Raw genomic sequence first — 25,701 nt, 5'->3', positions numbered from 1 at the left:
TCTAGAACTGATATTGGGCGCTGACGCCCAGTATCCAGTTGCGGCCCGGCGCCGCCTCGTAAAAGCGGCGGTTGGTGTCGCCCACGATCACCGAACCGACATAGGTGCGGTCGAACAGGTTGTTCAGGCGCGCGAACTGCTTCAAGCGCCATCCGCCCAGCTGCTGGCTGGCCTGCACCCGCGCATTGACGATCGCATAGCCCGGTGCCGGAATTGCCGTGTTGGCATCGTCCGCATACACGCGGCCGTTGGCGACCGTCTCCAGCGCCGCGCCATAGCGACCCGAGGTTTCCTTCCAGCCGAATTCACCGTACAGGCTGGTCTTCGGGATGCCCGGCAGGCGGCTGCCTTCCGCCACCGTGCCGAAACCTTCGTCATAGATGGCGCGCAGCACGCTCAGCGCCAGCTTCGCATTCCAGCCGCCGCCGAACTCGGCGTCGAGCGACAGTTCGCCGCCCTGGCGCAGGGTGGCGCTGGCATTGCGGTAGCTGGTGCGTCCGCCGGCGGAACTGTCCACCACCAGCTCGTCACTGGTCCGGACCTGGAACAGCGCGGCGTTCATGCGGACACCGGGGGCGAGCATGGCCTTCACGCCCGCCTCCAGGTGGGTGCCGATCGCCGGCGACAGGCGGAAGTTGAAACCGGCGCCGGTGCCGGAGTAGAACAGTTCGTTCAGGGTCGGCGTCTCGAAGCCGCGCGCCGCGCTGGCATACAGGTTCAGCGAAGGCGACACCTTGTATAGCACCCCCACCAGCGGCGTCGTGTGGCGGTAGTCGACGCTGCCGCTGTCGTTGCCGTTGGCGAGATAGTGGTCGGTGACGTCGAAGCTCACCCGGCTGCGGCGCAGGCCGCCGGCAAGCACCCATTGGCCGCGCTCCCACTCCAGCTGGGCATAGGGGTCGGCGCTGCGCACCTCGTCCTGCTCGTCGCGGCGCAGCCTGCCCTTCAGGCCGAAATCGTTGCCGACGAAATTCTCGAAACCCTGGCGCGCGTCAACCGAGCGCGCCAGCTCGAAACCGACGGTGGCGCGCAGGCTACCGCCGGCGAGGTCGCGCACCATGCGCCAGTTGGCGTCGATGCCGTGGAAATCGCGGTCGAAGTCGACCACGCCGCCCGAATGCGTCGGCGGGGCCTGGAAGGCGCGCGAGAAAGCCTGGTACTGGATCACGCGGCGGTTGCCGCCCCAGGCGGTCAGCTGCAGCCGGTCCGGTCCGAAGCGGCCTTCCCAGCTGACGCCGAGCTGCTGGTGGTCGATGCTCTTGCGGGTGTTGTAGCGCTCGGCCAGGGTGCGCGGGGGCGACTGGGTGTCGGTGGTGTCGATCTCGCCGGCACGCGGGTCGCGCTGGTAGGTCGCCCAGGTGACGCCGAGCGGATCCTGGGTATCGTCCTGGCGCAGGCCGCTGGCCGTGATCACCAGGCGGCTGGTGGCCGAGGTGTCGACCGTCAGCTTGGCATAGGCCTGGTCGCGGGTGGCGGCGCTGTGGTCGCGGTAGCCGTCGGTCTCGAAGCGCGAGGCGTCCAGCAGGTAGCCGAAGGCGCCGCTGCGGCCCTGGGCGTTGACGTCGAGCTTGCGCAGGCCGTCGCTGCCGGCCGCGAAGCCGCTCTCCACCGCCGGCGGACCTTTCGGGTTGCGCGTAAACAGCTGGACCACGCCGCCCGAGTGGTTGCCGTACAGGGCGGAGAAGGGGCCGCGCAGCACTTCGATGCGCTCGGCCATGTCGAGGTTGAAGGTGGCGGCCTGTCCCTGGCCGTCGGGCATGGTAGCCGGAATGCCGTCCGCCACCAGGCGCACGCCGCGCACGCCGAAGGCCGAGCGCGCGCCGAAGCCGCGCGAGGAAATCTGCAGGTCCTGCGCATAGTTCTGGCGGTCGCGCGCGACCAGGCCCGGCACCGCCGCCAGCGCCTCGGAGGCGTTGACGCGCGGCTGGGTGTCGCGGATCTGGGAGGCATCCACCACGTCGATGGCCGCCGGCAGGTCGAAACTCAGGTGGTCGGCGCGGGCGCCGGTGACCACCACGACGCTCATCGGGCCGCGTGGCGCCTCGTCAGGGGTGTCGGCGGCGGCGTACAGGGGCCAGCAGGCGCACACGGCGGCGATGGCGCGGCGACGGAATACATACGCGGGTTGCTTCATCAGGTCTCCATTCGTTCGATAGCACGCCTCTCGCGGGCGGCCGTGCTATCCCAATAAGCAATATACCTGCCAGCCCGAAAACGCGTGCGCACCCAAGTCGTCACCTCAGTGGCACGGTGCTTGCATTTAGACCGTTACCGCGCACTGTTTGCGCCCCATTCGAAAGGTCGACCATGCATTTTTCCCGCCTGTCCCTGGCCCTGGCCGCGGCCTTGTTCACTTCCCATGCCGCGGCGGCGCCGCTGGCCTATGTCCCCAACGAGAAGTCCGCCACCGTCAGCGTGATCGACACCGCCAGCGGCGCCGTGGTGCGCGATATCGCCGCCGGCAAGCGTCCGCGCGGCATCGCGGCCGATCCCGCCGGCCGCATCCTGTTCGTCACCGATGCCGCCGCCAGCGCGCTGCTGGCGCTGGATGCCGCGGCCGGCACGACGCTGGCCACGATCGCCCTCGGCAAGTCGCCCGAGGGCGTCAGCGCATCGAACGACGGCCGCTACGTGGCGGTCGCGGTGGAAGAGAGCCACAGCGTCACTTTGGTCGACGCCACCACCAGGGCCATCGTGGCCGACATCAAGGTGGAGGGAAAGAATCCGGAACACGCCGTGTTCAGCCCCGACGGGCGCTGGCTGCTGGTGAGCGCCGAGGATGCGGAACAGGTCGACGTGATCGACGTCGCCCAGCGCAAACAGGTGGGTTCGATCGCCGTCGGCCTGCGCCCGCGCGGCATCGGCTTCAGTCCCGACGGCAGCCGCGCCTACGTGGCCTGCGAACTGGCCAACGCGGTCTACGTGATCGACATGGCGGCGCGCCGCACCCTGGCGGCGATCCCGTCCGGGAAGAACACCGCCGGCATCGCCGTCCACCCGAGCGGGCGTCAGGTCTACGCCTCGAACGGCATCGACGGCACGGTGACGGTGATCGACACCGCCACCAACCAGGTGAGCGCCACCATCGCGGTCGGCAAGCGGCCCTGGAACATGGCCGTGACGCCGGACGGGGCCCGCCTGTACGTCGCCAACGGCCGTTCCGACAGCGTCTCGGTGATCGATACCGCCACCGCGCGCAAGCTGGCCGACATTGCGGTCGGCCAGCTGCCCTGGGGTGTGCTGATCCGCTGAGCTGTTCAAGTTTGGAACAGGTGTACCAGAAACGGCCGCCGCCTCAAGGGGCGGGCGGCCCGCTACAGAAGGAACAGGGGAGCTGGCACGACCCTTGCGAATCAAACCGGGTGCCACACACACCGTTGCCACCAACGGACCATCAACACAACATAGAGGATGACATGAATCTCGCGGACATCAGCAAGCTCGGCGTCGCCAACCCCTTCAAGCAGCGCTACGACAACTACATCGGCGGCCGCTTCGTCGCCCCGGCCAAGGGCGAGTATTTCGCCAACGTGACCCCGATCACCGGCCAGCCCTTCTGCGAGGTGGCGCGTTCCACCGCCGAGGACGTCGAGGTGGCGCTGGACGCCGCCCACGCCGCCAAGGACGCCTGGGGCAAGACCTCGCCGGCCGAACGCGCCAACATCCTGAACCGCATCGCCGACCGCATCGAGCAGAATCTGAACCTGATCGCGACGGCCGAGACCATCGACAACGGCAAGCCGATCCGCGAGACCATGGCGGCCGACATCCCGCTGGCGATCGACCACTTCCGCTACTTCGCCGGCTGCATCCGCGCCCAGGAAGGCTCGATCGCCCCGATCGACCACGAGACCTATGCCTACCACTTCCACGAGCCGTTGGGCGTGGTCGGCCAGATCATCCCCTGGAACTTCCCGATCCTGATGGCGGTGTGGAAGCTGGCCCCGGCCCTGGCCGCCGGCAACTGCGTGGTGCTGAAACCGGCCGAGCAGACCCCGGCCTCGATCATGGTCCTGATGGAGCTGATCGGCGACCTGCTGCCGCCGGGCGTGGTCAACGTGGTCAACGGCTTCGGCCTGGAAGCCGGCAAGCCGCTGGCCTCGAGCAAGCGCATCGCCAAGATCGCCTTCACCGGCGAAACCGGCACCGGCCGCCTGATCATGCAGTATGCGGCGCAGAACCTGATCCCGGTGACCCTGGAACTGGGTGGCAAGTCGCCCAACATCTTCTTCGCCGACGTGATGGATGCCGACGACGCCTTCTTCGACAAGTGCCTGGAAGGCTTCGCCATGTTCGCGCTGAACCAGGGCGAGGTCTGCACCTGCCCCTCGCGCGTGCTGGTGCAGGAATCGATCTATGACGCCTTCATCGAGCGCGCGGTTAAGCGCGTGGCCGCGATCAAGCAGGGCAATCCGCTCGACGCCTCGACCATGATCGGCGCCCAGGCCTCGCAGGAGCAGCTGGAAAAGATCCTGTCCTACCTCGACATCGGCCGCCAGGAAGGCGCCCAGGTGCTGGCCGGCGGCGAACGCAACAACCAGGAAGGCGACCTCGCCGGCGGCTACTACGTGCGTCCGACCGTGTTCAAGGGTGAAAACAGCATGCGCATCTTCCAGGAAGAGATCTTCGGGCCGGTCGTGTCCGTGACCACCTTCAAGGACGAGGAAGACGCGCTGCGCATCGCCAACGACACCCTGTACGGCCTCGGCGCCGGCCTGTGGACGCGCGACAGCTCGCGCGCCTTCCGCGTCGGCCGCGCGATCCAGGCCGGCCGCGTGTGGACCAACTGCTACCACCTGTATCCGGCCCACGCGGCCTTCGGCGGCTACAAGCAGTCGGGCATCGGACGCGAGAACCACAAGATGATGCTCGACCACTACCAGCAGACCAAGAACCTCCTGGTCAGCTACAGCCCGAACGCCCTGGGCTTCTTCTAGGACGCGCCATGACCACCTCGATCGACCGCGTGTGCGCCACCCCGGCGGCGCTGGCTTTCATCGGCGAGCTGCGGGACCGGCATGGACCGCTGATGTTCTTTCAGTCCGGTGGCTGCTGCGACGGCAGCGCACCGATGTGCTTCCAGGCAGGGGAGTTCAATCTCAGCGACAGCGATGTCTACCTGGGTAACCTGGATGGCACCCCGTTCTACATGGGACTGGAGCAGTTCGGCTACTGGGAGCACACGCAGCTGCTGATCGATGTGGTCGAGGGCAACGGCGGCATGTTCTCGCTCGATAACGGGACCGGCCGCCGCTTTCTGACGCGTTCGCGCCTGTTTACAGACGAGGAATGCGCGCTGCTGCGCGAGCAGCCGTTACACCAACGATAACAACAAGGAGATGACAATGAAGAACAACCTGATGGTGATGGCAGCGCTGCTGGCTGCCGGAGCGGCGCATGCCGCCGACGTGACCACCGCGATGATCGACAACGACGCCAAGGACGAGAAGAGCGTCCTGTCGTTCGGCATGGGCACCAACGGCCAGCGCTATTCGAAACTCACCCAGATCAACACCAGCACTGTGGCGCGCCTGGTGCCGGCCTGGTCGTTCTCGTTCGGCGGCGAAAAGCAGCGCGGACAGGAATCCCAGCCCCTCATCCACAACGGCAAGATGTTCGTGACCGGCTCGTACTCGCGCATCTTCGCGATCGACCTCAAGACCGGCAGCAAGCTGTGGAAGTACGAGCACCGCCTGCCGGACGGGATCATGCCCTGCTGCGACGTGGTCAACCGCGGTGCCGCCCTGTACGGCAACCTGGTCATCTTCGGCACCCTCGACGCCCAGCTGGTGGCGCTGGACCAGAACACCGGTAAGGTGGTGTGGAAAGAGAAGGTCGACGACTACGCGGCCGGCTACTCGATGACGGCCGCGCCCCTGATCGCCAACGGCATGCTGCTCACCGGCGTGTCGGGCGGCGAGTTCGGCGTGGTCGGCCGGGTCGAGGCGCGCAACCCGCTCACCGGCGAGCTGCTGTGGATGCGCCCGACCGTGGAAGGCCACATGGGCTACCGCTACGACAAGGACGGCAAGGCGATCGACGCCGGCGTCAGCGGCACGGTCAACAAGACCTGGCCGGGCGAGCTGTGGAAGACCGGCGGCGCCTCCACCTGGATGGGCGGCACCTACGACGCCAGCACCGGGCTGGCCTACTTCGGCACCGGCAACCCGGCGCCCTGGAACAGCCACCTGCGCCCGGGCGACAACCTGTATTCCTCGTCCACGGTGGCGCTGGACGTGAAGACCGGCCAGATCAAGTGGGCATACCAGAATACGCCCAACGACTCCTGGGACTTCGACGGCGCCAACGAGTTCGTCACCTTCGACATGAACGGCAAGCGCTATGGCGGCAAGGCCGACCGCAACGGCTTCTTCTACGTGATCGACGCCAAGGACGGCAAGCTGCAGAACGCCTTCCCCTTCGTGCGCAAGATCACCTGGGCCAGCGGCGTCGACCTGAAGACCGGCCGTCCCAACTTCATTCCGGCCAATCGTCCGAGCGACCCGACCAAAGGCAAGGATGGCCAGAAGGGCACGACCGTGTTCGCGGCGCCAGCCTTCCTGGGCGCGAAGAACCAGATGCCGATGGCCTACAGCCAGCAGACCGGCCTGTTCTACGTACCCGCCAACGAGTGGGGCATGGACATCTGGAATGAGCCGATCTCGTACAAGAAGGGCGGCGCCTTCCTCGGCGCGGGCTTCACCATCAAGCCACTGTTCGACGACTACATCGGCGCGCTACGCGCCATCGATCCGAAGAGCGGCAAGATCGTGTGGGAAGTGAAGAACAACGCGCCGCTGTGGGGCGGGGTGATGACGACTGCCGGCGGCCTGGTCTTCTACGGCACGCCGGAAGGCTTCCTGAAGGCGCTCGACGCCAAGACCGGCAAGGAACTGTGGAAGTTCCAGACCGGTTCCGGCGTGGTGGCGCCGCCGGTCACCTGGGAAGACGGCGGCACGCAGTACGTCGCGGTGGTTTCGGGCTGGGGCGGCGCGGTGCCGCTGTGGGGTGGCGAAGTCGCGAAGAAGGTCAACTTCCTGGAGCAGGGCGGCTCGGTATGGGTGTTCAAGCTGCCCAGCAAAGGCTGAAGCTTGTGAGGGACGGTGCGCAGTCGGTCGGCTGCGCAGCCGTGCCATGTTTGCTGGCGGCTTCGGCCGCCAGCTTTTTTTTGCCGATGCGCTGCCGGTACCGGGCGGTCGATCAAAAACAGGACAGCGGGCAACGCAATTGATCCGATACGGATCAGCCTGGGGCTGAAAACCCTTGTATTCACTGGGTTAAAGGGCAGGCACGCTCCTTGCCATCGTAGTTGGGTGCATCGCCCGATGCGCTCAACCCCACAAGAAGAATGCTAGGAGACCTCATGAAAAAGATTTGTACCCTGGCCGCGCTGGCGGCTTGCGCCCAGCCCGCGCTGGCCGTCGACATCAAGGCCGGCGACTGGACCGTGTCCGTCGGCGGCATCGTCAACGCCTACGCCACCGTCGTCGACTGCAGCGGCGGACAGCCGGGCGGACTGGCGCTGGGCGGGCGCGCCCTGGGCTGCGGCGGCGACGACCGCCGCACCACCATCGGCAACGGCCTGCTGCCGAATGCGCTGACGGCAGGGGCTTCCTCGAACCAGGGCGGCTTCGATGTCAAGGCGCTGGTCGGCATCTATGCCGCCACCGCCACCGACAGCGCGATCGCGCAGAACAGCACGGTGGACGTGCGCCAGGCCTTCTTCACTGTCGGCCGCGCCGACCTGGGCGCCTTCAAGCTGGGACGCGACTACGGCATCTTCGGCAGCAACGCCATCCTCGGCGACATGACCCTGGTCGGCGCCGGCGCACCGGTGCAGGCGACCCAGCGCGGCCGCGTCACGCTCGGCCACATCGGCGCCGGCTACGCCTACCTCGGCACCTATGGCCAGATCGCTTACAGCACCCCGGCATCCGGCAGCGGCTTCGGCGTCGACATCGGCTTCATGAGCCCGGTCGCGGACACGCCGGTGATCGCCGGCGCGGCCTACTCGTCGACCTCGACCCCGCAGGTGCAGGCGCAGCTGCGCATGGGCCAGGGCGGCTTCAAGGCCTGGATCGGCGCCAAGGGCCAGCGTTTCGACTCGGTGGCCGCCAACCTCCCGGACCTGTCGATGCGCGCCGTGGAAATCGGTGCATCGCTGCAGGCCGGACCAGCCGGCTTCCTGGTGAACGCGCAGCGCGGCAAGGGCCTCGGCATCCTGTCCGACGGCGACCAGGGCGACGTGCGCAGCACCCACTACCTGGCCCAGGCCACCTTCAAGACCAGCGACGCCCTGAAGCTCGGCGTCAGCTACGGTCAAAGCCGCAACAACGCGGCCGCGCCCGGCACCGGCGGCCTGAAGTCGAACGCCAACCTGACCGTCGGCGCTTACTATGCGCTCAACAGTGCGATCACGCTGGTGGCGGAAGCGAGCCAGACCCGCTCCAAAGCCTTCGTCGGCGCGGAAGGCAAGATGAACGGCGTCTCGCTGGGCGGCATCATCTTCTTCTGACCCATGCGCGCCCTCAGGCTCCTCGTTCTGCTGCTGCTCCTGGCCGCCGGTGCGGCCGGCGCCGGCACGCTCACGAAACAGGAGCTGGCGCGCCGCTTCCCGGCGCCGCTGATGGTGGGCGACAAGGCGTCGGAGGTGCCGGCCTGGCCGCTGTTCAAGCAGAACGCCACGGCGACTGAGCTGGTAGGCTATGTCTTCGAATCGGTTGACCTGGCGCCGGTGCCCGGCTTCACCGGCGTGCCGCCGAACCTGCTGGTGGCGATCGATCCGAAGGGAACCTTCATCGACGTGGCGGTGCTGTCGCAGCACGAGCCGGTGTTCCTCGACGGGCTGGGCGAAGAACCGCTGCGCCAGTTCGTCGGCCAGTACAAGGGCGTCTCGCTGGGGCAGAACATCGACGTCGGCGGACAGGCCGGCGCGGAACGCGTGCGGCTGGACGGCGTGTCGAAGGCGACCGCCTCGGTGCGGATCGTCAACCAGAGCGTGCTCTCGGCCGCGCTCAAGGTGGCGCGGGCCAAGCTGGGATTCGCCCAGGGCCGCGATCCGGGCAACATCGCGCACATCCGCAACGATGTCTACGAACCGATGTCGCTGCGCGCGCTGCGCGATGCCGGCCTGATCAAGCATGTGCGGATCACCAACCGCGAAGCCGAACGGCTGTTCGCGGGCAGCGCAGGCGTCGGCCTCGATCCGGAAGCGCTGGCGCGGCCGGACGACACCTTCATCGACCTGTTTTTGGCATGGGGATCGGTGCCGACGGTCGGCCGTAACCTGCTGGACGAGAAAAGCTGGCGCCGCATGACAGGCAGGCTGGAGGCGGGCGACCACGCGCTGTTGGTAATGAGCGCGGGCCGCCACGGCATCCTGGCCGAGGATTTCGTGCGCGGCAGCGTGCCGCAGCGGATCGCCTTGCGCCAGGACGGCCTGCCGCTCGAGATGCGTGACCTGAACCTCGAGTTGTCCCTGCGCGAGCCGCTGCCGGTGACGGAAATCGTGGCGCTGCGCGTCATCGCCCAGGCCGGACTCGACCCGTCGCGTCCACTCGACTTCTCATTGCCGCTCACGCGCAGCAAGGGCATCGTCTACCCGGAGCGCATTACGCGCGAACTTCCGCTGCGCTATGCTCTGCCGGAGCGCCTGTACAGCAGGCCGGAGCCGGAGACGCCGGCCTGGCATGCCAGCTGGCGCAACCGGGCGCCGCAACTCGCGGTGCTGGGCTTCGCGCTGGCCCTGCTGACGGTGGCGCTGGCGATGCCGCGGCGCCTGGCGCGCAACGGCCGGCGCTTCGCATGGGCGCGCCGCATCTGGCTGCTGTTCACTATCGGCTTCATCGGCTATTACGCCCAGGCCCAGCTCTCGATCGTCAACCTGACCGGCGTGCTGCAGGCGCTGCGTGAGGGAAGGGGACTGGGCTTCCTGCTGTACGACCCGATGTCGCTGGCGCTTTGGGGCTTCGTGCTGGTGTCGCTGCTGCTGTGGGGGCGCGGCACCTTCTGCGGCTGGTTGTGTCCGTTCGGCGCGATGCAGGAACTGACGGGGCAACTGGGCCGGGCGCTGCGCCTGCCCCAGATACTGGTGCGGCGCCGCGTCGACCGCTGGCTCAGGCGCATCAAATACGTGGTGCTGGCGGCGATCGCCGCCGCCGCCCTCCTGTATCCGGCGCTGGCCGACCGACTGGTCGAGGTCGAGCCCTTCAAGACAGCCGTCACGCTGGGTTTCGTGCGTTCCTGGCCTTACGTGGCCTGGGCCGTGGGCCTGCTGGCGCTGAGCGTGGTGCTCTACAAGTTCTTCTGCCGTTACCTGTGTCCATTCGGCGCCGCGCTGGCACTGCTGGGCCGGGTGCGCAGGCTCGACTGGATCGCGCGCCGGACCGAGTGCGGCACGCCCTGCCAGACCTGCCGTCACCGCTGCGCCTACAACGCCATCGCCCCGAGCGGCAAGGTCGAGTACGACGAATGCTTCCAGTGCCTGGACTGCGTCGTCATTTACGAGAGCGATGCGCTGTGCGCGCCACGCATTCTCGAACGCAAGCGCGCACGCACGGTGCCCATCGTGCCGGTAACGGGAGCATGAACATGCAGCGTCGAAGCTTCATCGCGATTGGACTGGGATCGATCCTCACCTTGCCGGGCGCGGCGCTGGCGAGCGGGCGGCTGCACCGCGGCGCGGCGCTGGCGTTCGGCACCACGGTCTCGGTAACGGTACGTCACGCGGACGAGGGCGTCGCCAGGCAAGCGATCGACGCTGCCTTGGGCGCCGTCGCGCAGGTGCATCGCCTGATGAGCATCTACGATCCGGCCAGCGAGGTGTTCCGCCTGAACCGCGACGGCGTGCTGCCGCGCCCGCACCCGCAGCTGCTGGAAGTGTTGCGGCATGCGCGCGCCTTGTCGCAGCTGTCCCGCAGCGCCTTCGACATCACCGTGCAGCCGCTGTGGCAGACCTGTGCGCGGGCAGCCGAGCACGGCGCCGTGCCGATGCCTGAGGAGCGCGAGCGGGCCCGCCTGCTGGCCGGCTGGCAAGACGTGGAAGCCAACCACGATCGGGTGGTTCTACGCCGGCCCGGCATGCGCATCACCCTGAACGGGCTGGCGCAAGGCTTCGCCGCCGACCTGGCCTTGCGCGCGGTGCACCGCCATGGGGTCACGGACGCATTGCTCGATACGGGGGAGTTCGCGGTAAGCGGTGATGCCGGAGACCGTCCGTGGATGCTGGGCGTGCCCGATCCGCGCGCGCCGGCCGGCACCATCGCGGCCTTTGCCCCGGACGGGCGCTGCGTCGCGACCTCGGGCGATTATGAAGCCGCGTTCACGGCGGACCGGCGGCAACACCACATCTTCGATCCCGCGACCGGCGAGTCGCCGCCTGAACTGTCCAGCGTCACCGTGCTGGCGCCGACCGCGCTGGAAGCGGACGGCCTGTCGACCACCTTCATGGTGATGGGGGCGCGGCGTGCGCATGCGCTGGCGGCGCGCATGCCGGGCGTCGACCTGCTCACGATCGACAAACGCGGCCTCGCTTGGCGCTCGTCCGGCTTTCCTGGGGCGCGCTCATGACCCTATTTCAAATGCGGCAGCTTGCGGTAGATGGTGTTGCGCGACACGCCGAGCGCGCGCGCCGTGGCCGACACGTTGCCGCCGTTCGCCTCCAGCGACTTGGTGATGACGCTCAGCTCCATTGCTTCAAGGTTGGCGCCGCTCGCCACCATCTGTGCGGGATCAGTGACCGGCAGCTCCGTCATCGCGTCGATATCGTCGAGGAAGTCGTCGGGCATGTGTCGCAACTCGATTTCGTGTTCTTCGCCGGCCATGATGACGGCGGTGCGCAGCAGGTTGGTCAGCTGGCGGAAGTTGCCCGGCCATTTGTGGCGGCGGAACAGGCGCAGCACTTCATCCGACACCGTATAGGGGCCGCCGTCGGATTCGGTCGACAGGATCTTCTTGACCACGGTTTCGAGGTCGGTGCGCTCACGCAAGGGCGGCAGCTTGACCACCAGGCCGTTGAGGCGGTAATAGAGGTCTTCGCGGAACAGTCCCTGGGCAATGCGCTCGCGCAGGTTGTGGTTGGTGGCGCAGATCAGCTCCACGTTCACCGCGATCGACTTGCCGCTGCCCAGCGGCGTGACCATGCGTTCCTGCAGCACGCGCAGCAGGTGGGCCTGCAGGCTGACCGGCATGTCGCCGATCTCGTCGAGGAAGAGGGTACCCCCGTTCGCCTGCAGGATCTTGCCGGATGCGCCCTTCTTGCGCGCGCCGGTAAAGGCGCCTTCTTCGTAGCCGAACAGTTCGGACTCGATCAGGCTCTCGGGGATCGAAGCGCAGTTCACGGCAACGAAGGGCCCCATCGCGCGCGGCGAGTCGTTGTGGATGGCTTGGGCCAGCAGCTCCTTGCCGGTCCCGGTCTCGCCCATTATCAGGATCGGGATGTCGCGCCCCAGCACCCGGTTGACCTTGTCGATCACCTTTTCCAGTTGCGGGTCGCCCGTGTTCAGGTAGCGCAAGCCGGACAGTCGGCGCGGCCGGGACGGCGCCTGTGCCGGCACCGCCGGTTCGCCGGGCGGGGTGAGCGCATGCACGCCGCTGCTCAGGCGCAGCGCCGCGCGGCCGCGCACGCGCACGCCATTGTGCATGCACAGGTCGAGCAGGCCGGGCGCGGCGGTGCGGTAGTGGTCGAACAGGGCGGATATCGGAAGGCCGAAGAGCGAACTGAAGGTATGCGTCTGCAAGGCCGGGTAAGAAAGGCCGAGCTGGAACAAGCCGTTGCGGTTGGCGGCGAGGAAGCGCCCGCCCTGGCTGAAGGCGACGATCCCCTCCATCAGCGTTCCGATGAATTCGGGGCGCGCATGGAAGCGCAGGACGATCGCGTGTTCGAACATGGCTGCGAACAGCTGATTCTCGATCATCAAGGCCGACATCCGCACCAGGGCCATGGTGTGCTTGTGGTAGCTGCGGCGGTCGCCGCTGACGTCGAGCACGCCGACCACCTTGCCCTGGTGGTCGGTGATGGGCGCCGCGGAGCAGGTGAGGAAGTGGTTCGACGCGAGATAGTGCTGGTCCGCGTGCACCAGCGAAGGTGCTTGTTCCGCAATGGCGGTGCCGATCGCATTCGTACCCATGCGGTCTTCGGACCAGCCGACACCTAGAGCGAGTGCCACGCGGTTGGCTTTTTCGACGAAGTCGGCGTCGCCCAGGGAATGGAGGATGATGCCTTGCGCATCGGTCAGCAAGACCATGTTGTGCGTGTTGATGATCTGCTGGTAGAGAGTTTCCATCGCTGGGAGCGCATGTGCGTGCAGCAGGTGATTCTGCTCCAGCAGAGAGGACATCTCGCTGCGTGCTAGGGGCATGAAGTCCGGACGTGCGCCAGGACAGAGCCCGTATCCCTGCGACCGTAGATGCGAGGTTTCAATGACCTGCGCGTCGTTGTCCCAGTGCGTGGTTCGGACGGAGGCCGTCGCCACTGACTCCCCTGTTGAGTCTCGATGCATCATTCCATGTCTCCTTTCGGCCCCGTGTCGGGACTCTTGTGCTGGAACTGGTGTTCCATAATGTAGCACTTGTGTCAGTACAGAACAAAAATGGCAACGGTTCAGCTCCGAGTCGCCCCGGCTAACAATGGCTGGTGCACAACGTATGCAAATGTGATGCCAGAGGGTCGGCAAGGCAACGGAACAGCCTTGCCAGACAGCGTAAATGTTTGCTATAGTTCGCGTCCGCTTCGGTTTGGGCAAAAAAACGTTAACGTAATCAAGTGGTTACGCGAACAAGCTCAACAGAAAAATCTGGAATCGAAGCGAACGAGGGGTTGACGAGTTAAGCGAAACACTGCATAATCTCGTTCCTCTGCTGCTGACGAACACAACGCTTCGCACGGTGCAGCAAGGTAGTACAGAATACCGATCTTTAACAATCAACAGTCGATAAGTGTGGGCGTTTGATGAAGGTGCCACTGACTTCGGTCAGTGATTACTTAAATTATCAAATGTTCACAAAAGTATTAAGCGTTGTCCCAGCAATGGGATGACGGTCAGTATCTTGAGTGAGCGACTCCGCAGAAATGCGGATGGCAGCAATGCCAACAAACAGAGATTGAACTGAAGAGTTTGATCCTGGCTCAGATTGAACGCTGGCGGCATGCTTTACACATGCAAGTCGAACGGCAGCGCGGGGCAACCTGGCGGCGAGTGGCNTCACGCCAGTGGCATTGCCGGGTAGCTAAGTTCGGAAGAGATAACCGCTGAAAGCATCTAAGCGGGAAACTTGCCTTGAGATGAGATTTCCCGGAGCCTTGAGCTCCTTGAAGGGTCGTTCGAGACCAGGACGTTGATAGGCTGGGTGTGGAAGTGCAGTAATGCATTAAGCTAACCAGTACTAATTGCCCGTACGGCTTGTCCCTATAACCTTGGTAGGCTATAGATCAAGTCAAGAATACAGCTGCAGTTTGTTGATACTGCTACCCCAAGAATAAGAAAAACGATACTTCTTCCGGATTGGTGAAGTTTGACCATGTGGTCAAGTTTCACGACAAGTCAAAGCCTGATGACCATAGCAAGTCGGTCCCACCCCTTCCCATCCCGAACAGGACCGTGAAACGACTTTGCGCCGATGATAGTGCTGCAACCAGTGTGAAAGTAGGTTATCGTCAGGCTAGTTATATGCGAAAGCCCGCTCAGTTAATTCTGAGCGGGCTTTTTGCTTTTGTGCATTTGCATTCAAATCTAGCTCGTGTCCAGCGACCGAAAATAAAAAGCGGGGCCTTAGCCCCGCTGGTAAGGAATGATAAAGCGCTTACACGCCCCAGAGCACATCGGTATGCTGGTCTCGGGCGGAACGCAGCATTTCGAGCAGGGGATAGGCGCGCGTCGAGAAAGTGACGACCTCGATCGGCTCGTGCTCGTTGTCTTCGGTTTCTCCGTGATGCGCATGGACGTCGCGCTCGACCTGTTCCGAGATCTGATGCTTGCGGCTCTCGTCAATCTCGCCCTCGAGCAGCGCGACCGCGCGCGGTGCTTCTTCCGCGGTGATGACACCGCGTTCCGTATCCTTGTGCAGAAGGTCGAGAATGCGCTTGGCATGCTCTTGGTACATCAGGACCTCAGGGTACGATTTGCATTTGAATGTAATCAGCATAGCTATGCCCATTGATTGATTTGTTAGTGACTAAACGATAACACGACTTGGCAATACGTTCATCCCGCGCACGCACTCATGCCTGTGGCCGACGCAGCATCCAGGAAAAGCCGAGCACCGTCACCACGCCGAGGACGGCGAACGAAGTCGCGACAATCAGCTTGTCGGAAGTCGCTTCGACCAGCGCCGACAGCGCCCACGCCAGGCCGCCCCAGGCCAGGCTGTTGATCAGTTCCAGGATCGTGGTCATGACGTCGCTCTTTCCGCGCGCCTGGAAGTCGCTGCGCAAGCCTGGCCGCCCGCACCAGTGCACGATCAAGGCCGCGGTGCACACGGCGCCGGTGACACAACAGGCCACCACCAGGCCGGCGAGCGGATCGCGCACCAGCAGCCAGGCCAGCGGCACCAGCACCACTGCCAGCGAAGGCAGCACAGCGGCGGCGAGCTTGGCCAGCCTGACGGTGCGCTGCGGCGCCGGCGACATGCGCAGCAGATCGGGCGCATCTTCCGCCGACACCACGATCCAGGCCAGCGAAGCCGTGAGGGAACTGCACAGCAGGGTAAGCCCGACGCCGAGCATGGTCAGTCGCAGCTCGCCACGTTTGAAAATTACGAAGAACAAGGGCAGCAGGTAGATCAGCTGCAGCGCTACCTGCGAGATCAGGTGCGGATCGCGCAGGATCAGCCGCCATTCCTTGAACAGCACGGTCGCCACCAGGCCGCGCCCGAAGCGGTAGCGCACCCCTTTCGCCGGCCGGCGCGCAGCCCGCGACGACGATGCGGCCTGCTGCAGCCCATGGACGAAGAAGCGGTGTGTGCGGCCCGCGGTGAAGGCAAATGCGGCCAGGGCCAGCGCCACGACGCCCAGCACCGGCAGCGGTTCGCCCAGCAGCGCACGGCCAGGCAGCCACACCGGGCTGCCCATGCCGAGCGGCCCGTCCGAGGCGAAGGCCTGCGCGAACGCCTGCATGGCCCGCGCTTCCATGCGGGAGGCGAAGTGCGAGAACACCTGCGACAGGATGAAGATCATGGCCCCGGCCAGCGCGCCGATGATCTGTGCCACGACGCGCGTGCGGCGCGCACCGATGGTCCGCACCAGGCCGAGCGTCAGCAGTATCGCCGCGCAGGCGATCACGGTCGCGCAGCCCAGCAGCACCGGGTAAGCCGCCAGCCAGCCGGGATGGCCGAGCAGGGCGCCCATGTGCGCGAACGGCGCGAGGAAAAGCAGATAGGGCGCCACCGTCCCGACGGCCACCGTGGCCAGACGCACGGTGAAGATGCTGCGCGAGGGCAGGGGGGAGGAAAGCAGCAGATCGAGGTCGCCGCGCTCGAACAGCACCATCACGCTCGACTTGAGCGCGCTGGAGAGCATCAGGGTCATGAGGCCGAAGAGCAAGGCGGTGACCGCCACCGCGATGCGCGGATCGGACGTGTCGATGCCTGCGATGCGCGACACCACGAACCAGGCCACCCCATGCAGGGCCAGCCAGCCGAGCGCGATGGTGGCCAGTCCCGCCGTGCCGGGCCGGCGCTGCGCCTTGCCCGGCTTGCCGGTGCCGGCGCCGTACCACATCAGCCGCAGCTCGTGCCGGAACAGCCAAGGGACGCTTCCGGGAACGGCGCTCATGGCTGCGCGGTCAGCTGCAGGAATACGTCTTCGAGGCTCGCGCCGCTGGTGCGCTCGCGCAGCTCGTCCAGCGTGCCTTCCGCGATCAGGCGGCCCTGCTGGATGATGCCGATGCGCTGCGCCAGGCGCTCCGCCACTTCCAGGATGTGGGTGGTGAGGATGACGGTGCCGCCCTTGGCGACGTGCGACAGCAGCAGGTCCTTCACCTGGCGCGCGGCGGCCGCATCGAGGCCGGTCAGCGGCTCGTCCAGGATCAGGAGCTCGGGGTCGTGGATCAGGGCGCCGGCCAGCGCCAGTTTCTGTTTCATCCCGCGCGAAAAACCTTCGGTGAGTTCGTGCGCGTGCGGGCTCAAATCCAGCCAGTCGAGCAGCTCGCGCGCACGCGGTTCGGCAGCGGCCGCATCGACGCCCCACAGCCCGGCCACGAACTCGAGGTACTCGGTCGGCTTGAGCTTCCCGTACAACATCGGATCGTCCGGCAGGTAGGCCAGTTTGCGCTTGGCCTCGAGCGGCGCCTGCGCCAGGTCGATGCCGAGCACCTCGATGCGGCCGGCGTCCGGCGCGACCAGGCCGGTCACCATCCGCAGGGTCGTGGTCTTGCCGGCGCCGTTGGGGCCGAGCAGGGCGTACAGTTCGCCGCGCCGCACCAGCAGGTCGAGGCCGTCGACCGCCGGGCGGCCGAAGGATTTGCGCAAGCCGGTCGTGCGCAGGGCAGGGGAGAAGTCGGTCGTCATTGCGGCGCGAAGGAAGTCAGGAACTGGGCGGTGTGCTCGGGCGGCATGGCGCCCGGCTTGCCCACCACGATCACCTGGTACATGCGCGTGCCCTTGGCCACGAAGCGCCCCACCAGGCGCACCGGGCCGCCACTGCCCTTGCCGACCGCGTCGACGTCGAGCGTCTCCCCAATAGGCGCGCTGGCCCCGATATTGCGCAGCAGCGCGGCGCGCATCGCGGGCAGGGTGGCCTGGGCCATCGCCGCATCGGGCGCGACGGCGGTGCCCACCGCGAAGGTCGTGCCTTCCACCTCGGCCGCGGTCATGGTCATGTCGACCTTGATGCCGCCCAGGTCGATGGGGCGGGTGTGGCTCGAGGGCTTGGCCGGGAACAGCACGCGGAAGCTGCCGTCGCTGCTGGTGTAGTCGCGCCAGTTGTAGGTGGGCGAGCAGCCCGCCAGCACCAGGGCTGCCAGGGAAGCGGAGAAGAGTCGTTGGATGTGCATGCCACGATGGTAGCAGGAGGCGGACGCAACGCAACCACTACCTGCCACGCATGTTCAGAGCTCGCGCAGCGCGCGCCGGTACTGGATCGCCTGGGCGATGTGCTCGGCCGCCACCTGCTCGCTGTCCGCCAGGTCGGCCACCGTGCGCGCCACCTTGAGCACACGGTGATAGGCGCGCGCCGACCAGTGCAACTGCTGCATGGCCGCGCGCAGCAGGCGCTCGCCGGCCGCATCCGGACGGCAGTAGCGGTCGATCTCGCGCGGCTCCAGGCGCTGGTTCGGCTTGCCCTGGCGCGCCAGCTGCAGCGCGTGGGCGCGCGAAACGCGCTCGGCAATCGCGCCGCTGGTTTCGCCATCGGCCTGGGCGCCGATGCTCTCGGCCGGCATGGCGGCCACCGTGAGCTGGATGTCGATGCGGTCGAGCAGCGGACCGGAGATGCGGTCCTGGTAGCGCTGCGCGACTTCCGGCGTGCAGCGGCATTTGCCGGACGCGTGCCCGAGCCAGCCGCAGGGACAAGGATTCATCGCCGCCACCAGCTGGAATCTGGCCGGGAAGTCGGCCTGGTGGGCGGCGCGCGAGATCGTGATGCGGCCCGATTCGAGCGGCTCGCGCAGGACCTCGAGCACGCGCCGGTCGAACTCCGGCAGCTCGTCGAGGAACAGCACCCCATGGTGGGCCAGCGAGACTTCGCCGGGACGCGGCAGGTTGCCGCCGCCGACCAGCGCCACGCCGGAACTCGTATGGTGCGGACTGCGGAACGGCCGGCGGCGCCAGCGCTGCGGCGAAAAGCTGCCGGCGATCGACTGCACCGCGGCCGATTCCAGCGCCTCGTCTTCGCTCATCGGCGGCAGCAGGCCGGGAAAGCGCGCCGCCAGCATGCTCTTGCCCGCACCGGGCGGCCCGATCAGGAGCACCGAGTGCGTCCCGGCCGCCGCCACCTCCAGCGCGCGCTTCGCCATTTGCTGGCCCTTCACTTCGGCGAAGTCCGGGTAGTCGAGCGCTGCCGGCAATGCCTGGCCCTGGTGGCGCGCCAGCCGCGCATTGCCTGCACCGCGAGCGAAGTGGGCGCACACCTCGAGCAGCGTGCGCGCCGGGTAGATGGCGGCGTCGCTCACCAGGGAAGCCTCGTCGGCATTCGCCAGCGGCAGGATGAAGGCGCGCGCGCCGCCGCGCTCTCCATCGCCATGGCGGTGCATGGCGAAGGTCATCGCCAGCGCGCCGCGGATCGGCCGCAGCTCGCCCGACAGCGACAGCTCGCCGGCGAACTCGTAGCGCTCCAGGTCCTCGCCCGGGATCTGCTGCGAAGCCGCCAGGATGCCGAGCGCGATCGGCAGGTCGAAGCGCCCCGACTCCTTGGGCAGGTCGGCCGGCGCCAGGTTGACCGTGATGCGGCGCGGCGGGATAGTGAAGCCGGAGTTCTGCAAGGCGGCGCGCACGCGGTCCTTGGCCTCGCGCACTTCGGCATCGGGCAGGCCGACGATGGTCATGCCCGGCAGCCCGTTGGCAAGGTGGACTTCGACGTTCACTGCGGGCGCTTGCATGCCCGCCAATGCGCGGCTTTTCAAGACAGCCAGACTCATCGTTCGCTCCCTGCAGGAGGTCAAAGCGTCCTATCGTACGGCGTCGCGATAGACGGCCCTTGAGAGCGAACAGGCGGACGGAGCTTTGCTTTCATGCAGTCTGGGTGATGCCGCATGCCACCTGCATACATATCGCAAAAACACGTCGTTCATTCCCGGAATCCGGCAGCTGGTCGCAAAAAGCCTGGCATTCCGCTTAGTTATCTGTACATTATCCTGCGGCAACACTACCTCATCCGCCGGTGGCGGGGTATGGCACAAGATAATCAACGGGACCTGGAGAACACAGATGTTATCGATCAAGCAGCTCAACAAGACGTACGCGAATGGTGTGAAAGCCATCAACGATGTCAGCCTGGAGATCCCGAACGGGATGTTCGGGCTGCTCGGGCCGAACGGCGCCGGCAAATCCTCGCTGATGCGCACCATCGCCACTCTCCAGGACCCCGACAGCGGCAGCATCCACTTCCATGGCCTGGACGTCCTGAAGGACAAGGAAGGCCTGCGCCGCCAGCTCGGCTACCTGCCGCAGGACTTCGGCGTGTACCAGAAGGTCAGCGCCGAGCGCCTGCTGAACCACTTTGCGGTCCTCAAGGGCCTGACCGGCAAGGGCGAACGCAAGGAAGCCGTCGAGGCCCTGCTGCAGCAGACCAACCTGTGGGAAGCGCGCAAGCGCGCCCTCGGCACCTACTCGGGCGGCATGCGCCAGCGCTTCGGCATCGCCCAGGCCCTGCTCGGCGCGCCGCGCCTGGTGATCGTCGACGAGCCCACCGCCGGCCTCGATCCGGATGAACGCAACCGCTTCCTCAACCTGCTGGCCAAGATCGGCGAGCAGGTGGTGGTCATCCTGTCGACCCATATCGTCGAGGACGTGACCGACCTGTGCCCGCGCATGGCGATGATCGCGCGCGGCACCGTGCTGCTGCAGGGCGAACCGCAGGCGGCGATCGATACGCTCAAGAGCCGCGTGTGGCGCCGCACCGTCAGCCAGGACGCCCTGGCGGACTACCAGAGCCGCTTAAACGTGCTGTCGACCCGCCTGGTGGCAGGGCGCCCGCAGATCAACGTGTTCTCCGAGGAGCAGCCGGACGACGGCTTCGTTAGCGTCGAACCCGATCTCGAGGACGTGTACTTCCTCCAGATCCGCAATGCCAGCCGTGCGGCGGAACGCGCCAGCGCGCCGGCCGCGGCGACCGCCGCACCTGCCGCTGTCGTGTAAGGAGCGGCCATGTTAAGGGAATTCTTCAAATTCGAACTGGCGACCCAGCTGCGCCAGCCGCTGCTGTGGGTGTGCGCGCTGATCTTCGGCGCGCTGGCCTTCGGCGCCAGCACCACCGATGCGATCCAGGTCGGCGGCAGCATCGGCAACGTCAACCGCAACGCACCGGTGGTGATCGCCCAGATGCTCGGCTCCTTCAGCCTGGTGTCGATGTTCGTGGTCACCATCTTCATCGCCGGCACCGTGCTGCGCGATAGCGAAGTGGGCATCTCGGACATGCTGTTCGCGACCCCGATGAAGAAGCGCGACTACCTGGTCGGCCGCTTCGCCGCGGGCCTGCTGGCCTGCCTGGTCATCTTCGCCGGCGTCGTCCTCGGCATGATGCTCGGGCCCCTGATGCCCTGGGTCGACGCCCAGCGCGTCGGTCCTTTCCCGGGCGCCGCCTTCCTGTGGGCCTTAGGGGTGATCGTGGTGCCGAACCTGCTCCTGATCGGCGCGCTCCTGATGCTGCTGGCCGCCACCACCCGTTCGATCATGCTGGTGTATGTCGGCGTGCTGGCCTTCTTCGTGCTGTGGATCGTCGCCGGACGCTTCACCTCGAACATCGACAACGAGTGGATCGCGGTCCTGTCCGACCCGTTCGGCCTGCGCGCCTTCTCGCGCGCCACGCGCTACTTCTCGACCGCCGAATCGAACGCCGGCCTGCCCGAGTTCGCCGGCTACATGCTGGCCAACCGCCTGCTGTGGAGCGCAGTCGCGCTGGTGCTGTTCGGCCTGACGCTCGCGCTCTTCAAGCCGCAGCGCGCCGGCACCGGCAAGCGCCTGTTCGGCAAGGCCAAGGCGGCAGCAGCAAGCGCCGCCGCGCCGGCGCCGCTGAAGCTGCCGCGCATCGAACCGCGCTTCAGCACGGCCACGCGCTGGATCCAGTGCTGGCACATCTTCAAGTTCGACGCCGCCGCCGTGTTCAAGAGCGTGCCCTTCCTGGTCATGCTGCTGTTCAGCGTGATGAACCTGGTGGGCAGCTCGACCCAGATGGGCGAGATCTTCGGCACCACCGTGTACCCGATGACCCACTTGATGGTCGAACTGCTGAACGGCAGCTTCACCTTCATGCTGATCATCATCGTTACCTTCTATGCGGGTGAGCTGATCTTCAAGGAGCGCCAGGCAAAGATCGCCGACGTCAGCGACGCCATGCCGATGCCGAACTGGGCGCCGCTGGTGGCCAAGAGCCTGGCCTTGACCGGCGTGGTGCTGGCCTTCCTGTTCACCGGCGTGCTGGCGGCGATGGTGATCCAGCTGATCAAGGGCGGCGCGCCGATCGAGGGCATGGTCTACGTCAAGAGCATCCTGATCGCCGGCCTGCCCTTCATCCTGATGGGTCTGTTGGCCGTGGTGCTGCAGGTCGTCACCAACAACAAGTTCGTCGGCTACCTCCTGATGATCCTGTTCATGGTGTCGCAGATCGTCGCCGGCATCCTGCACCTCGACCACAACCTGTACAACATCGCCGGCCTGCCGCGCACCCCGTATTCGGACATGAACGGCTTCGGCCACTTCATCGCCGGCTGGAGCTGGTTCGCGCTGTACTGGAGCCTGTTCATGGTGGCGGCGCTGATCGTGGCCCAGGCCTTCTGGGTACGTGGCCTGTCCTTCGCCTGGGGCACCCGCGTGCGCGAGGCGGGGCGGCGCCTGAGAGGCGCGCCTGGCGTGGCGCTGGCCTTGTTCGTCGCAGCGTTTGCGGCAACTGGCGGCTGGATCTTCTACAACACCAATACCCTGGCGAAGTACGAACCCGCGAACGTCGCGATGGACAAGCAGGCCGCGTACGAGAAGAACTACCGCAAGTACAAGGACCTGCCGCATGCGAAGGTGACGGACGTGCGCGCCGACGTGGACATCTATCCGGAAGAGCGCCGCCTGGCGATCCGCGGCAGCTACGTGCTGGAGAACCGCACCGGCAAGCCGGTCGACAGCCTGCCGCTGCAGGTCAATCCGGACGCCACGGTCACCTGGACCAGGCTGCCGCCGCACCAGGTGCTGGTGAGCGACAAGGAGGCCGGCTTCAGCATCCTGAAACTTAAGCAGCCGATGCAGCCGGGCGAGCGCATGCCGCTCGAATTCACGGTCGACGTACGCCGTCCAGGATTCAGCAACGGTGGCAGCCCCGATACCATCAACCTGAACGGCACGTTCTTCAACAACCGCCAGTTCTTCCCGCAGCTGGGCTACCAGGGCGACGCCGAACTGCGCGACCGCAATGAGCGCCGCAAGCGCGGCCTGGGCGAACCGGAACGCATGCCGAAGCTGGAAGACCAGGCGGCGCGCCGCAACTCGATGTTCGGGCCCGAAGCGGACTGGATCAGCTACGAGACCACGGTCTCGACCAGCGCCAACCAGACCGCGCTGGCGCCGGGCTACCTGCAGAAGTCCTGGAAGGCGAACGGCCGCAACTACTACCAGTACAAGATGGACCAGAAGATGATGCCGTTCTTCGCCTATCTGTCGGCCGACTGGCAGGTGAAGAAGGGTGAGTGGAAGGGCATCCCGATCGAGGTCTACCACGATCCGAAGCACGCCTACAACGTGGAGCGGATGGTGACCGCGACCCAGAAGTCGCTGGACTACTACACCACCCAGTTCACGCCCTACCAGCACAAGCAGGTGCGGATCCTGGAGTTCCCGAACTACGCGACTTTCGCCCAGTCCTTCGCCAACACCATTCCGTTCTCGGAATCGATCGGCTTCATCGCCGACTTGCGCGACAAGGACGCGATCGACTACGTGTTCTACGTGACGGCGCACGAAGTGGCGCACCAGTGGTGGGGCCACCAGGTGACGGCCGCCAACGTGCAGGGCGCGAGCATGCTGATCGAATCGCTGTCGCAGTACTCGGCGCTGATGGTGATGGAAAAGGAATACGGACGCCACCAGATGCGCCGCTTCCTGCGCTATGAACTGGACCGCTACCTGCGTTCGCGCGGCGGCGAGAAGATCGAGGAGCTGCCGCTGTACCGCGTGGAGAACCAGGACTATATCCACTACCGCAAGGGCAGCCTGGTGTTCTACCGCCTGCGCGACGAGATCGGCGAGGAAGCCCTGAACCGTGCGCTCAAGCGCTTCCTGCAGGACAAGGGCTACCAGGAGTCGCCGTTCACCACCTCCAGCGAGCTGCTCGCCTACATCCGCGCCGAGGCGCCGAAGGACAAGCAAGCCTTGATCACCGACCTGTTCGAAAAGATCGTCTTCTACGATAACCGCGTCACCGAGGCAAAAGCGGTCAAGCGCGCCGACGGGCAGTGGGACGTGAGCATGAAGCTGCACCTGGCGAAGATGGAAGCCGATGGCCATGGCAAGGAAACGCCGCGCGCCTACGACGAGCCGGTGGAGATCGGTATCTTCGCACGCGCCGCCGGCGCCAAGGAGAAGGACGAGCGCGTCCTGCTGCTGGAGAAGCGCGTGCTCACGGGCGACAACCCGGTGGTGACCGTGACGGTCAAGGAGAAGCCGTTCGAGGTCGGTGTCGATCCGTATAACAAGATGATCGACCGCGTCTCGCGCGACAACCGCAAGGAAGTCAGCGTCGACTAAGCCAGTCACTCGGGAACGGACGGCGGCGGGAAGGGAAGCCGCAGTTCGTTCCCGTATTTCCGCAAGCGGCGACATCGCTCGCGCTATCGCTCCGGTTTGTCCTTACATTGGCCTGGGATCGTTTTCCACCAGGGCCAATCATGCAGCTTCCTCTTCCTCACCTCGTCAATCTCGCCGTGCACATCGGCGCAGGCATCGTCGCGATCGGCCTCGGCCTGGCGATGCTGGCGGCCGCCAAGGGTACACCCGTTCACCGCAGGCGCGGACGCGTGTTCGTCCTGTTCACCTTGACCGTCTGTGCCACGGCGGTCATCGGCAACCTGTTCTTCCGCTTCGTTCCGCTGTTCGCCGTGCTGACCCTCTTGGTCACTTACCAGCTGCTGAGCGGCTGGCATGTGCTGTATACCCGGGCCGCGGGGCCGAACCGGGTCGACGCGCTGTTGTCGCTGTGCGCCATCGCCTGGGCGCTTGGCCTGCTGCCGGTGCTGCTGGCGAAAGGCGGCATGGCCGGCGCGGCGCCGGGCGTCGTGTACGCCACGCTCGGGACACTGGCCATGCTGCTCACGTACGACGCCGCGCGCTGGTGCTTTCCGCGCCGCTGGCACGCCGCGCTCTGGCGCCATGAGCACATCTACAAGATGGTGGCCTCGCTGTTCGGCATGCTGTCCGCCGCAACCGGCAACCTGGTCAGGGTAGGGCAGCCGTGGTCGCAGCTGCTGCCCTCGGTAATCGGGATGCTCACCATCGTGTTTCTGATCTGGCGCGAAGCGCGCGCCCAGCTCAGACGTCGCGCAGGGTCACCACCGGCATCGTCAGCGCGCGCTTGTCCTTGAAGAAGGCGATATTGAACAGGGCTGCCGCGCCGACCACGTCCTTGCCGATCCGGCGCAGCAGGGCGGCCGCCGCTTCGATGGTGCCGCCGGTGGCCAGCACGTCGTCGACGATCAGCACGCGCTGGCCCTTGATGCGTTCCGGCTGGATCTCGATGGTGGCGCTGCCGTATTCGCGCTGGTAGTCGATGCTGATCGCCTGGCCGGGCAGCTTGCCCGCCTTGCGCGCCATGGCGAAGCCGACCTTGTGTTCCAGGGCGAGGGCGCCAGCGATCATGAAGCCGCGCGCATCCATCGCCAGGATGAAGTCGAAGTGCAGCTCATCGGTCTTCGCGTGCAGGGTGTCGATGGCCAGGCGCCAGTGTTCGGGCTGGTCGAAGATGCAGCCGACGTCGATGAAGTTGACGCCCGGCTCCGGGTAATCCTGGAAGAATTCCAGCGGGACGCTGTTGAAATCGTTCATAAGAGGTGCTCGTGCGGAAAGCGAATGGGT

General features: G+C 66.2%; 18 protein-coding genes, 1 rRNA gene and 1 other annotated feature. Of the genes, 11 read left to right on the top strand and 8 right to left on the bottom strand.

Going from position 1 to position 25,701, the window contains the following annotated elements:
* Position 1: 1 nt before the first annotated feature.
* Positions 2-2,134, bottom strand: a complete 2,133-nt coding sequence (locus GV068_RS06610; protein ID WP_159696578.1) for a TonB-dependent receptor — start codon at positions 2,132-2,134, stop codon at positions 2-4.
* A 173-nt stretch (positions 2,135-2,307) separates the two neighbouring features.
* On the opposite strand from GV068_RS06610, the gene GV068_RS06605 reads away from it, so the two are divergent.
* From GV068_RS06605 to GV068_RS06575, 7 genes are all read left to right on the top strand, one after another.
* Complete coding sequence (locus tag GV068_RS06605; RefSeq protein ID WP_159696577.1) at positions 2,308-3,252, top strand: beta-propeller fold lactonase family protein; 945 nt, start codon at positions 2,308-2,310, stop codon at positions 3,250-3,252.
* 164 nt (positions 3,253-3,416) lie between these two features.
* Positions 3,417-4,937 (top strand): aldehyde dehydrogenase, encoded by a 1,521-nt coding sequence (gene adh / locus GV068_RS06600; protein WP_159696576.1) that lies wholly within the window; start codon positions 3,417-3,419, stop codon positions 4,935-4,937.
* A gap of 8 nt (positions 4,938-4,945) precedes the next feature.
* A complete protein-coding gene (locus tag GV068_RS06595; protein WP_159696575.1) occupies positions 4,946-5,329 on the top strand; it encodes a DUF779 domain-containing protein in 384 nt (127 codons plus the stop codon).
* Between the two features lie 10 nt (positions 5,330-5,339).
* Entirely contained in the window at positions 5,340-7,088 is a 1,749-nt protein-coding gene (locus tag GV068_RS06590) for a PQQ-dependent methanol/ethanol family dehydrogenase (RefSeq protein ID WP_373888408.1), read from the top strand.
* A gap of 275 nt (positions 7,089-7,363) precedes the next feature.
* On the top strand, positions 7,364-8,515 hold the full coding sequence (locus tag GV068_RS06585; protein WP_159696573.1) for a porin: 1,152 nt from the start codon (positions 7,364-7,366) through the stop codon (positions 8,513-8,515).
* A gap of 3 nt (positions 8,516-8,518) precedes the next feature.
* Entirely contained in the window at positions 8,519-10,588 is a 2,070-nt protein-coding gene (locus tag GV068_RS06580) for a 4Fe-4S binding protein (protein ID WP_159696572.1), read from the top strand.
* 2 nt (positions 10,589-10,590) lie between these two features.
* Positions 10,591-11,568: an FAD:protein FMN transferase gene (locus GV068_RS06575; RefSeq protein WP_159696571.1), complete on the top strand. Its 978-nt coding sequence runs from the start codon at positions 10,591-10,593 to the stop codon at positions 11,566-11,568.
* A 2-nt stretch (positions 11,569-11,570) separates the two neighbouring features.
* Here GV068_RS06575 and GV068_RS06570 read toward each other — a convergent pair whose 3' ends face one another.
* Positions 11,571-13,358, bottom strand: coding sequence for a sigma-54-dependent Fis family transcriptional regulator (locus GV068_RS06570; protein WP_229463810.1), 1,788 nt, complete (start codon positions 13,356-13,358; stop codon positions 11,571-11,573).
* A gap of 770 nt (positions 13,359-14,128) precedes the next feature.
* Positions 14,129-14,394, top strand: a sequence feature (23S ribosomal RNA rRNA prediction is too short).
* A gap of 152 nt (positions 14,395-14,546) precedes the next feature.
* Between GV068_RS06570 and rrf the strand changes: the two genes are divergently transcribed.
* Positions 14,547-14,659 (top strand): 5S ribosomal RNA (rrf, locus tag GV068_RS06565).
* 140 nt (positions 14,660-14,799) lie between these two features.
* Here rrf and GV068_RS06560 read toward each other — a convergent pair.
* From GV068_RS06560 to GV068_RS06540, 5 genes are all read right to left on the bottom strand, one after another.
* Positions 14,800-15,141, bottom strand: a complete 342-nt coding sequence (locus GV068_RS06560; RefSeq protein ID WP_159696570.1) for a DUF1840 domain-containing protein — start codon at positions 15,139-15,141, stop codon at positions 14,800-14,802.
* Positions 15,142-15,217: 76 nt separating this feature from the next.
* Positions 15,218-16,768, bottom strand: a complete 1,551-nt coding sequence (locus tag GV068_RS06555; RefSeq protein ID WP_159696569.1) for a hypothetical protein — start codon at positions 16,766-16,768, stop codon at positions 15,218-15,220.
* Positions 16,765-17,502, bottom strand: a complete 738-nt coding sequence (locus tag GV068_RS06550; RefSeq protein ID WP_159696568.1) for an ABC transporter ATP-binding protein — start codon at positions 17,500-17,502, stop codon at positions 16,765-16,767. Before GV068_RS06550 ends, GV068_RS06555 begins: the two co-directional genes overlap by 4 nt.
* The gene (locus GV068_RS06545; RefSeq protein WP_201303249.1) at positions 17,499-17,987 is read right to left on the bottom strand and encodes a hypothetical protein; all 489 of its coding nucleotides are present in this window, start codon (positions 17,985-17,987) and stop codon (positions 17,499-17,501) included. Before GV068_RS06545 ends, GV068_RS06550 begins: the two co-directional genes overlap by 4 nt.
* 54 nt (positions 17,988-18,041) lie before the next feature.
* Positions 18,042-19,568, bottom strand: a complete 1,527-nt coding sequence (locus GV068_RS06540) for a YifB family Mg chelatase-like AAA ATPase (protein WP_159696567.1) — start codon at positions 19,566-19,568, stop codon at positions 18,042-18,044.
* A gap of 289 nt (positions 19,569-19,857) precedes the next feature.
* On the opposite strand from GV068_RS06540, the gene GV068_RS06535 reads away from it, so the two are divergent.
* The 3 genes from GV068_RS06535 (at position 19,858) to GV068_RS06525 (ending at position 25,211) form a co-directional block, all read left to right on the top strand.
* The gene (locus GV068_RS06535; RefSeq protein WP_159696566.1) at positions 19,858-20,787 is read left to right on the top strand and encodes an ABC transporter ATP-binding protein; all 930 of its coding nucleotides are present in this window, start codon (positions 19,858-19,860) and stop codon (positions 20,785-20,787) included.
* 9 nt (positions 20,788-20,796) lie between these two features.
* Positions 20,797-24,378: a M1 family aminopeptidase gene (locus GV068_RS06530; protein WP_159696565.1), complete on the top strand. Its 3,582-nt coding sequence runs from the start codon at positions 20,797-20,799 to the stop codon at positions 24,376-24,378.
* Between the two features lie 140 nt (positions 24,379-24,518).
* Positions 24,519-25,211 (top strand): hypothetical protein, encoded by a 693-nt coding sequence (locus GV068_RS06525; protein WP_159696564.1) that lies wholly within the window; start codon positions 24,519-24,521, stop codon positions 25,209-25,211.
* On the opposite strand, the gene GV068_RS06520 is transcribed toward GV068_RS06525, so the two are convergent.
* Positions 25,159-25,671: an adenine phosphoribosyltransferase gene (locus GV068_RS06520; RefSeq protein ID WP_159696563.1), complete on the bottom strand. Its 513-nt coding sequence runs from the start codon at positions 25,669-25,671 to the stop codon at positions 25,159-25,161. The genes GV068_RS06525 and GV068_RS06520 overlap by 53 nt on opposite strands.
* Positions 25,672-25,701: the final 30 nt, after the last annotated feature.

Source organism: Massilia sp. 9I (genome assembly GCF_902506415.1).
GTDB lineage: Bacteria > Pseudomonadota > Gammaproteobacteria > Burkholderiales > Burkholderiaceae_D > Telluria.
The sequence above is the reverse complement of the archived record's forward strand: the minus strand, read 5'-3'. Positions and strand labels throughout refer to the sequence as shown.

Bases quoted from the DNA above. Each gene is read 5' to 3' on its own strand.
- GV068_RS06610 (WP_159696578.1), bottom strand. From the start codon at position 2,134: ATGAAGCAACCCGCGTATGTATTCCGTCGCCGCGCCATCGCCGCCGTG.
- GV068_RS06605 (WP_159696577.1), top strand. From the start codon at position 2,308: ATGCATTTTTCCCGCCTGTCCCTGGCCCTGGCCGCGGCCTTGTTCACT.
- adh (WP_159696576.1), top strand. From the start codon at position 3,417: ATGAATCTCGCGGACATCAGCAAGCTCGGCGTCGCCAACCCCTTCAAG.
- GV068_RS06595 (WP_159696575.1), top strand. From the start codon at position 4,946: ATGACCACCTCGATCGACCGCGTGTGCGCCACCCCGGCGGCGCTGGCT.
- GV068_RS06590 (WP_373888408.1), top strand. From the start codon at position 5,340: ATGACAATGAAGAACAACCTGATGGTGATGGCAGCGCTGCTGGCTGCC.
- GV068_RS06585 (WP_159696573.1), top strand. From the start codon at position 7,364: ATGAAAAAGATTTGTACCCTGGCCGCGCTGGCGGCTTGCGCCCAGCCC.
- GV068_RS06580 (WP_159696572.1), top strand. From the start codon at position 8,519: ATGCGCGCCCTCAGGCTCCTCGTTCTGCTGCTGCTCCTGGCCGCCGGT.
- GV068_RS06575 (WP_159696571.1), top strand. From the start codon at position 10,591: ATGCAGCGTCGAAGCTTCATCGCGATTGGACTGGGATCGATCCTCACC.
- GV068_RS06570 (WP_229463810.1), bottom strand. From the start codon at position 13,358: ATGCCCCTAGCACGCAGCGAGATGTCCTCTCTGCTGGAGCAGAATCAC.
- GV068_RS06560 (WP_159696570.1), bottom strand. From the start codon at position 15,141: ATGCTGATTACATTCAAATGCAAATCGTACCCTGAGGTCCTGATGTAC.
- GV068_RS06555 (WP_159696569.1), bottom strand. From the start codon at position 16,768: ATGAGCGCCGTTCCCGGAAGCGTCCCTTGGCTGTTCCGGCACGAGCTG.
- GV068_RS06550 (WP_159696568.1), bottom strand. From the start codon at position 17,502: ATGACGACCGACTTCTCCCCTGCCCTGCGCACGACCGGCTTGCGCAAA.
- GV068_RS06545 (WP_201303249.1), bottom strand. From the start codon at position 17,987: ATGCACATCCAACGACTCTTCTCCGCTTCCCTGGCAGCCCTGGTGCTG.
- GV068_RS06540 (WP_159696567.1), bottom strand. From the start codon at position 19,568: ATGAGTCTGGCTGTCTTGAAAAGCCGCGCATTGGCGGGCATGCAAGCG.
- GV068_RS06535 (WP_159696566.1), top strand. From the start codon at position 19,858: ATGTTATCGATCAAGCAGCTCAACAAGACGTACGCGAATGGTGTGAAA.
- GV068_RS06530 (WP_159696565.1), top strand. From the start codon at position 20,797: ATGTTAAGGGAATTCTTCAAATTCGAACTGGCGACCCAGCTGCGCCAG.
- GV068_RS06525 (WP_159696564.1), top strand. From the start codon at position 24,519: ATGCAGCTTCCTCTTCCTCACCTCGTCAATCTCGCCGTGCACATCGGC.
- GV068_RS06520 (WP_159696563.1), bottom strand. From the start codon at position 25,671: ATGAACGATTTCAACAGCGTCCCGCTGGAATTCTTCCAGGATTACCCG.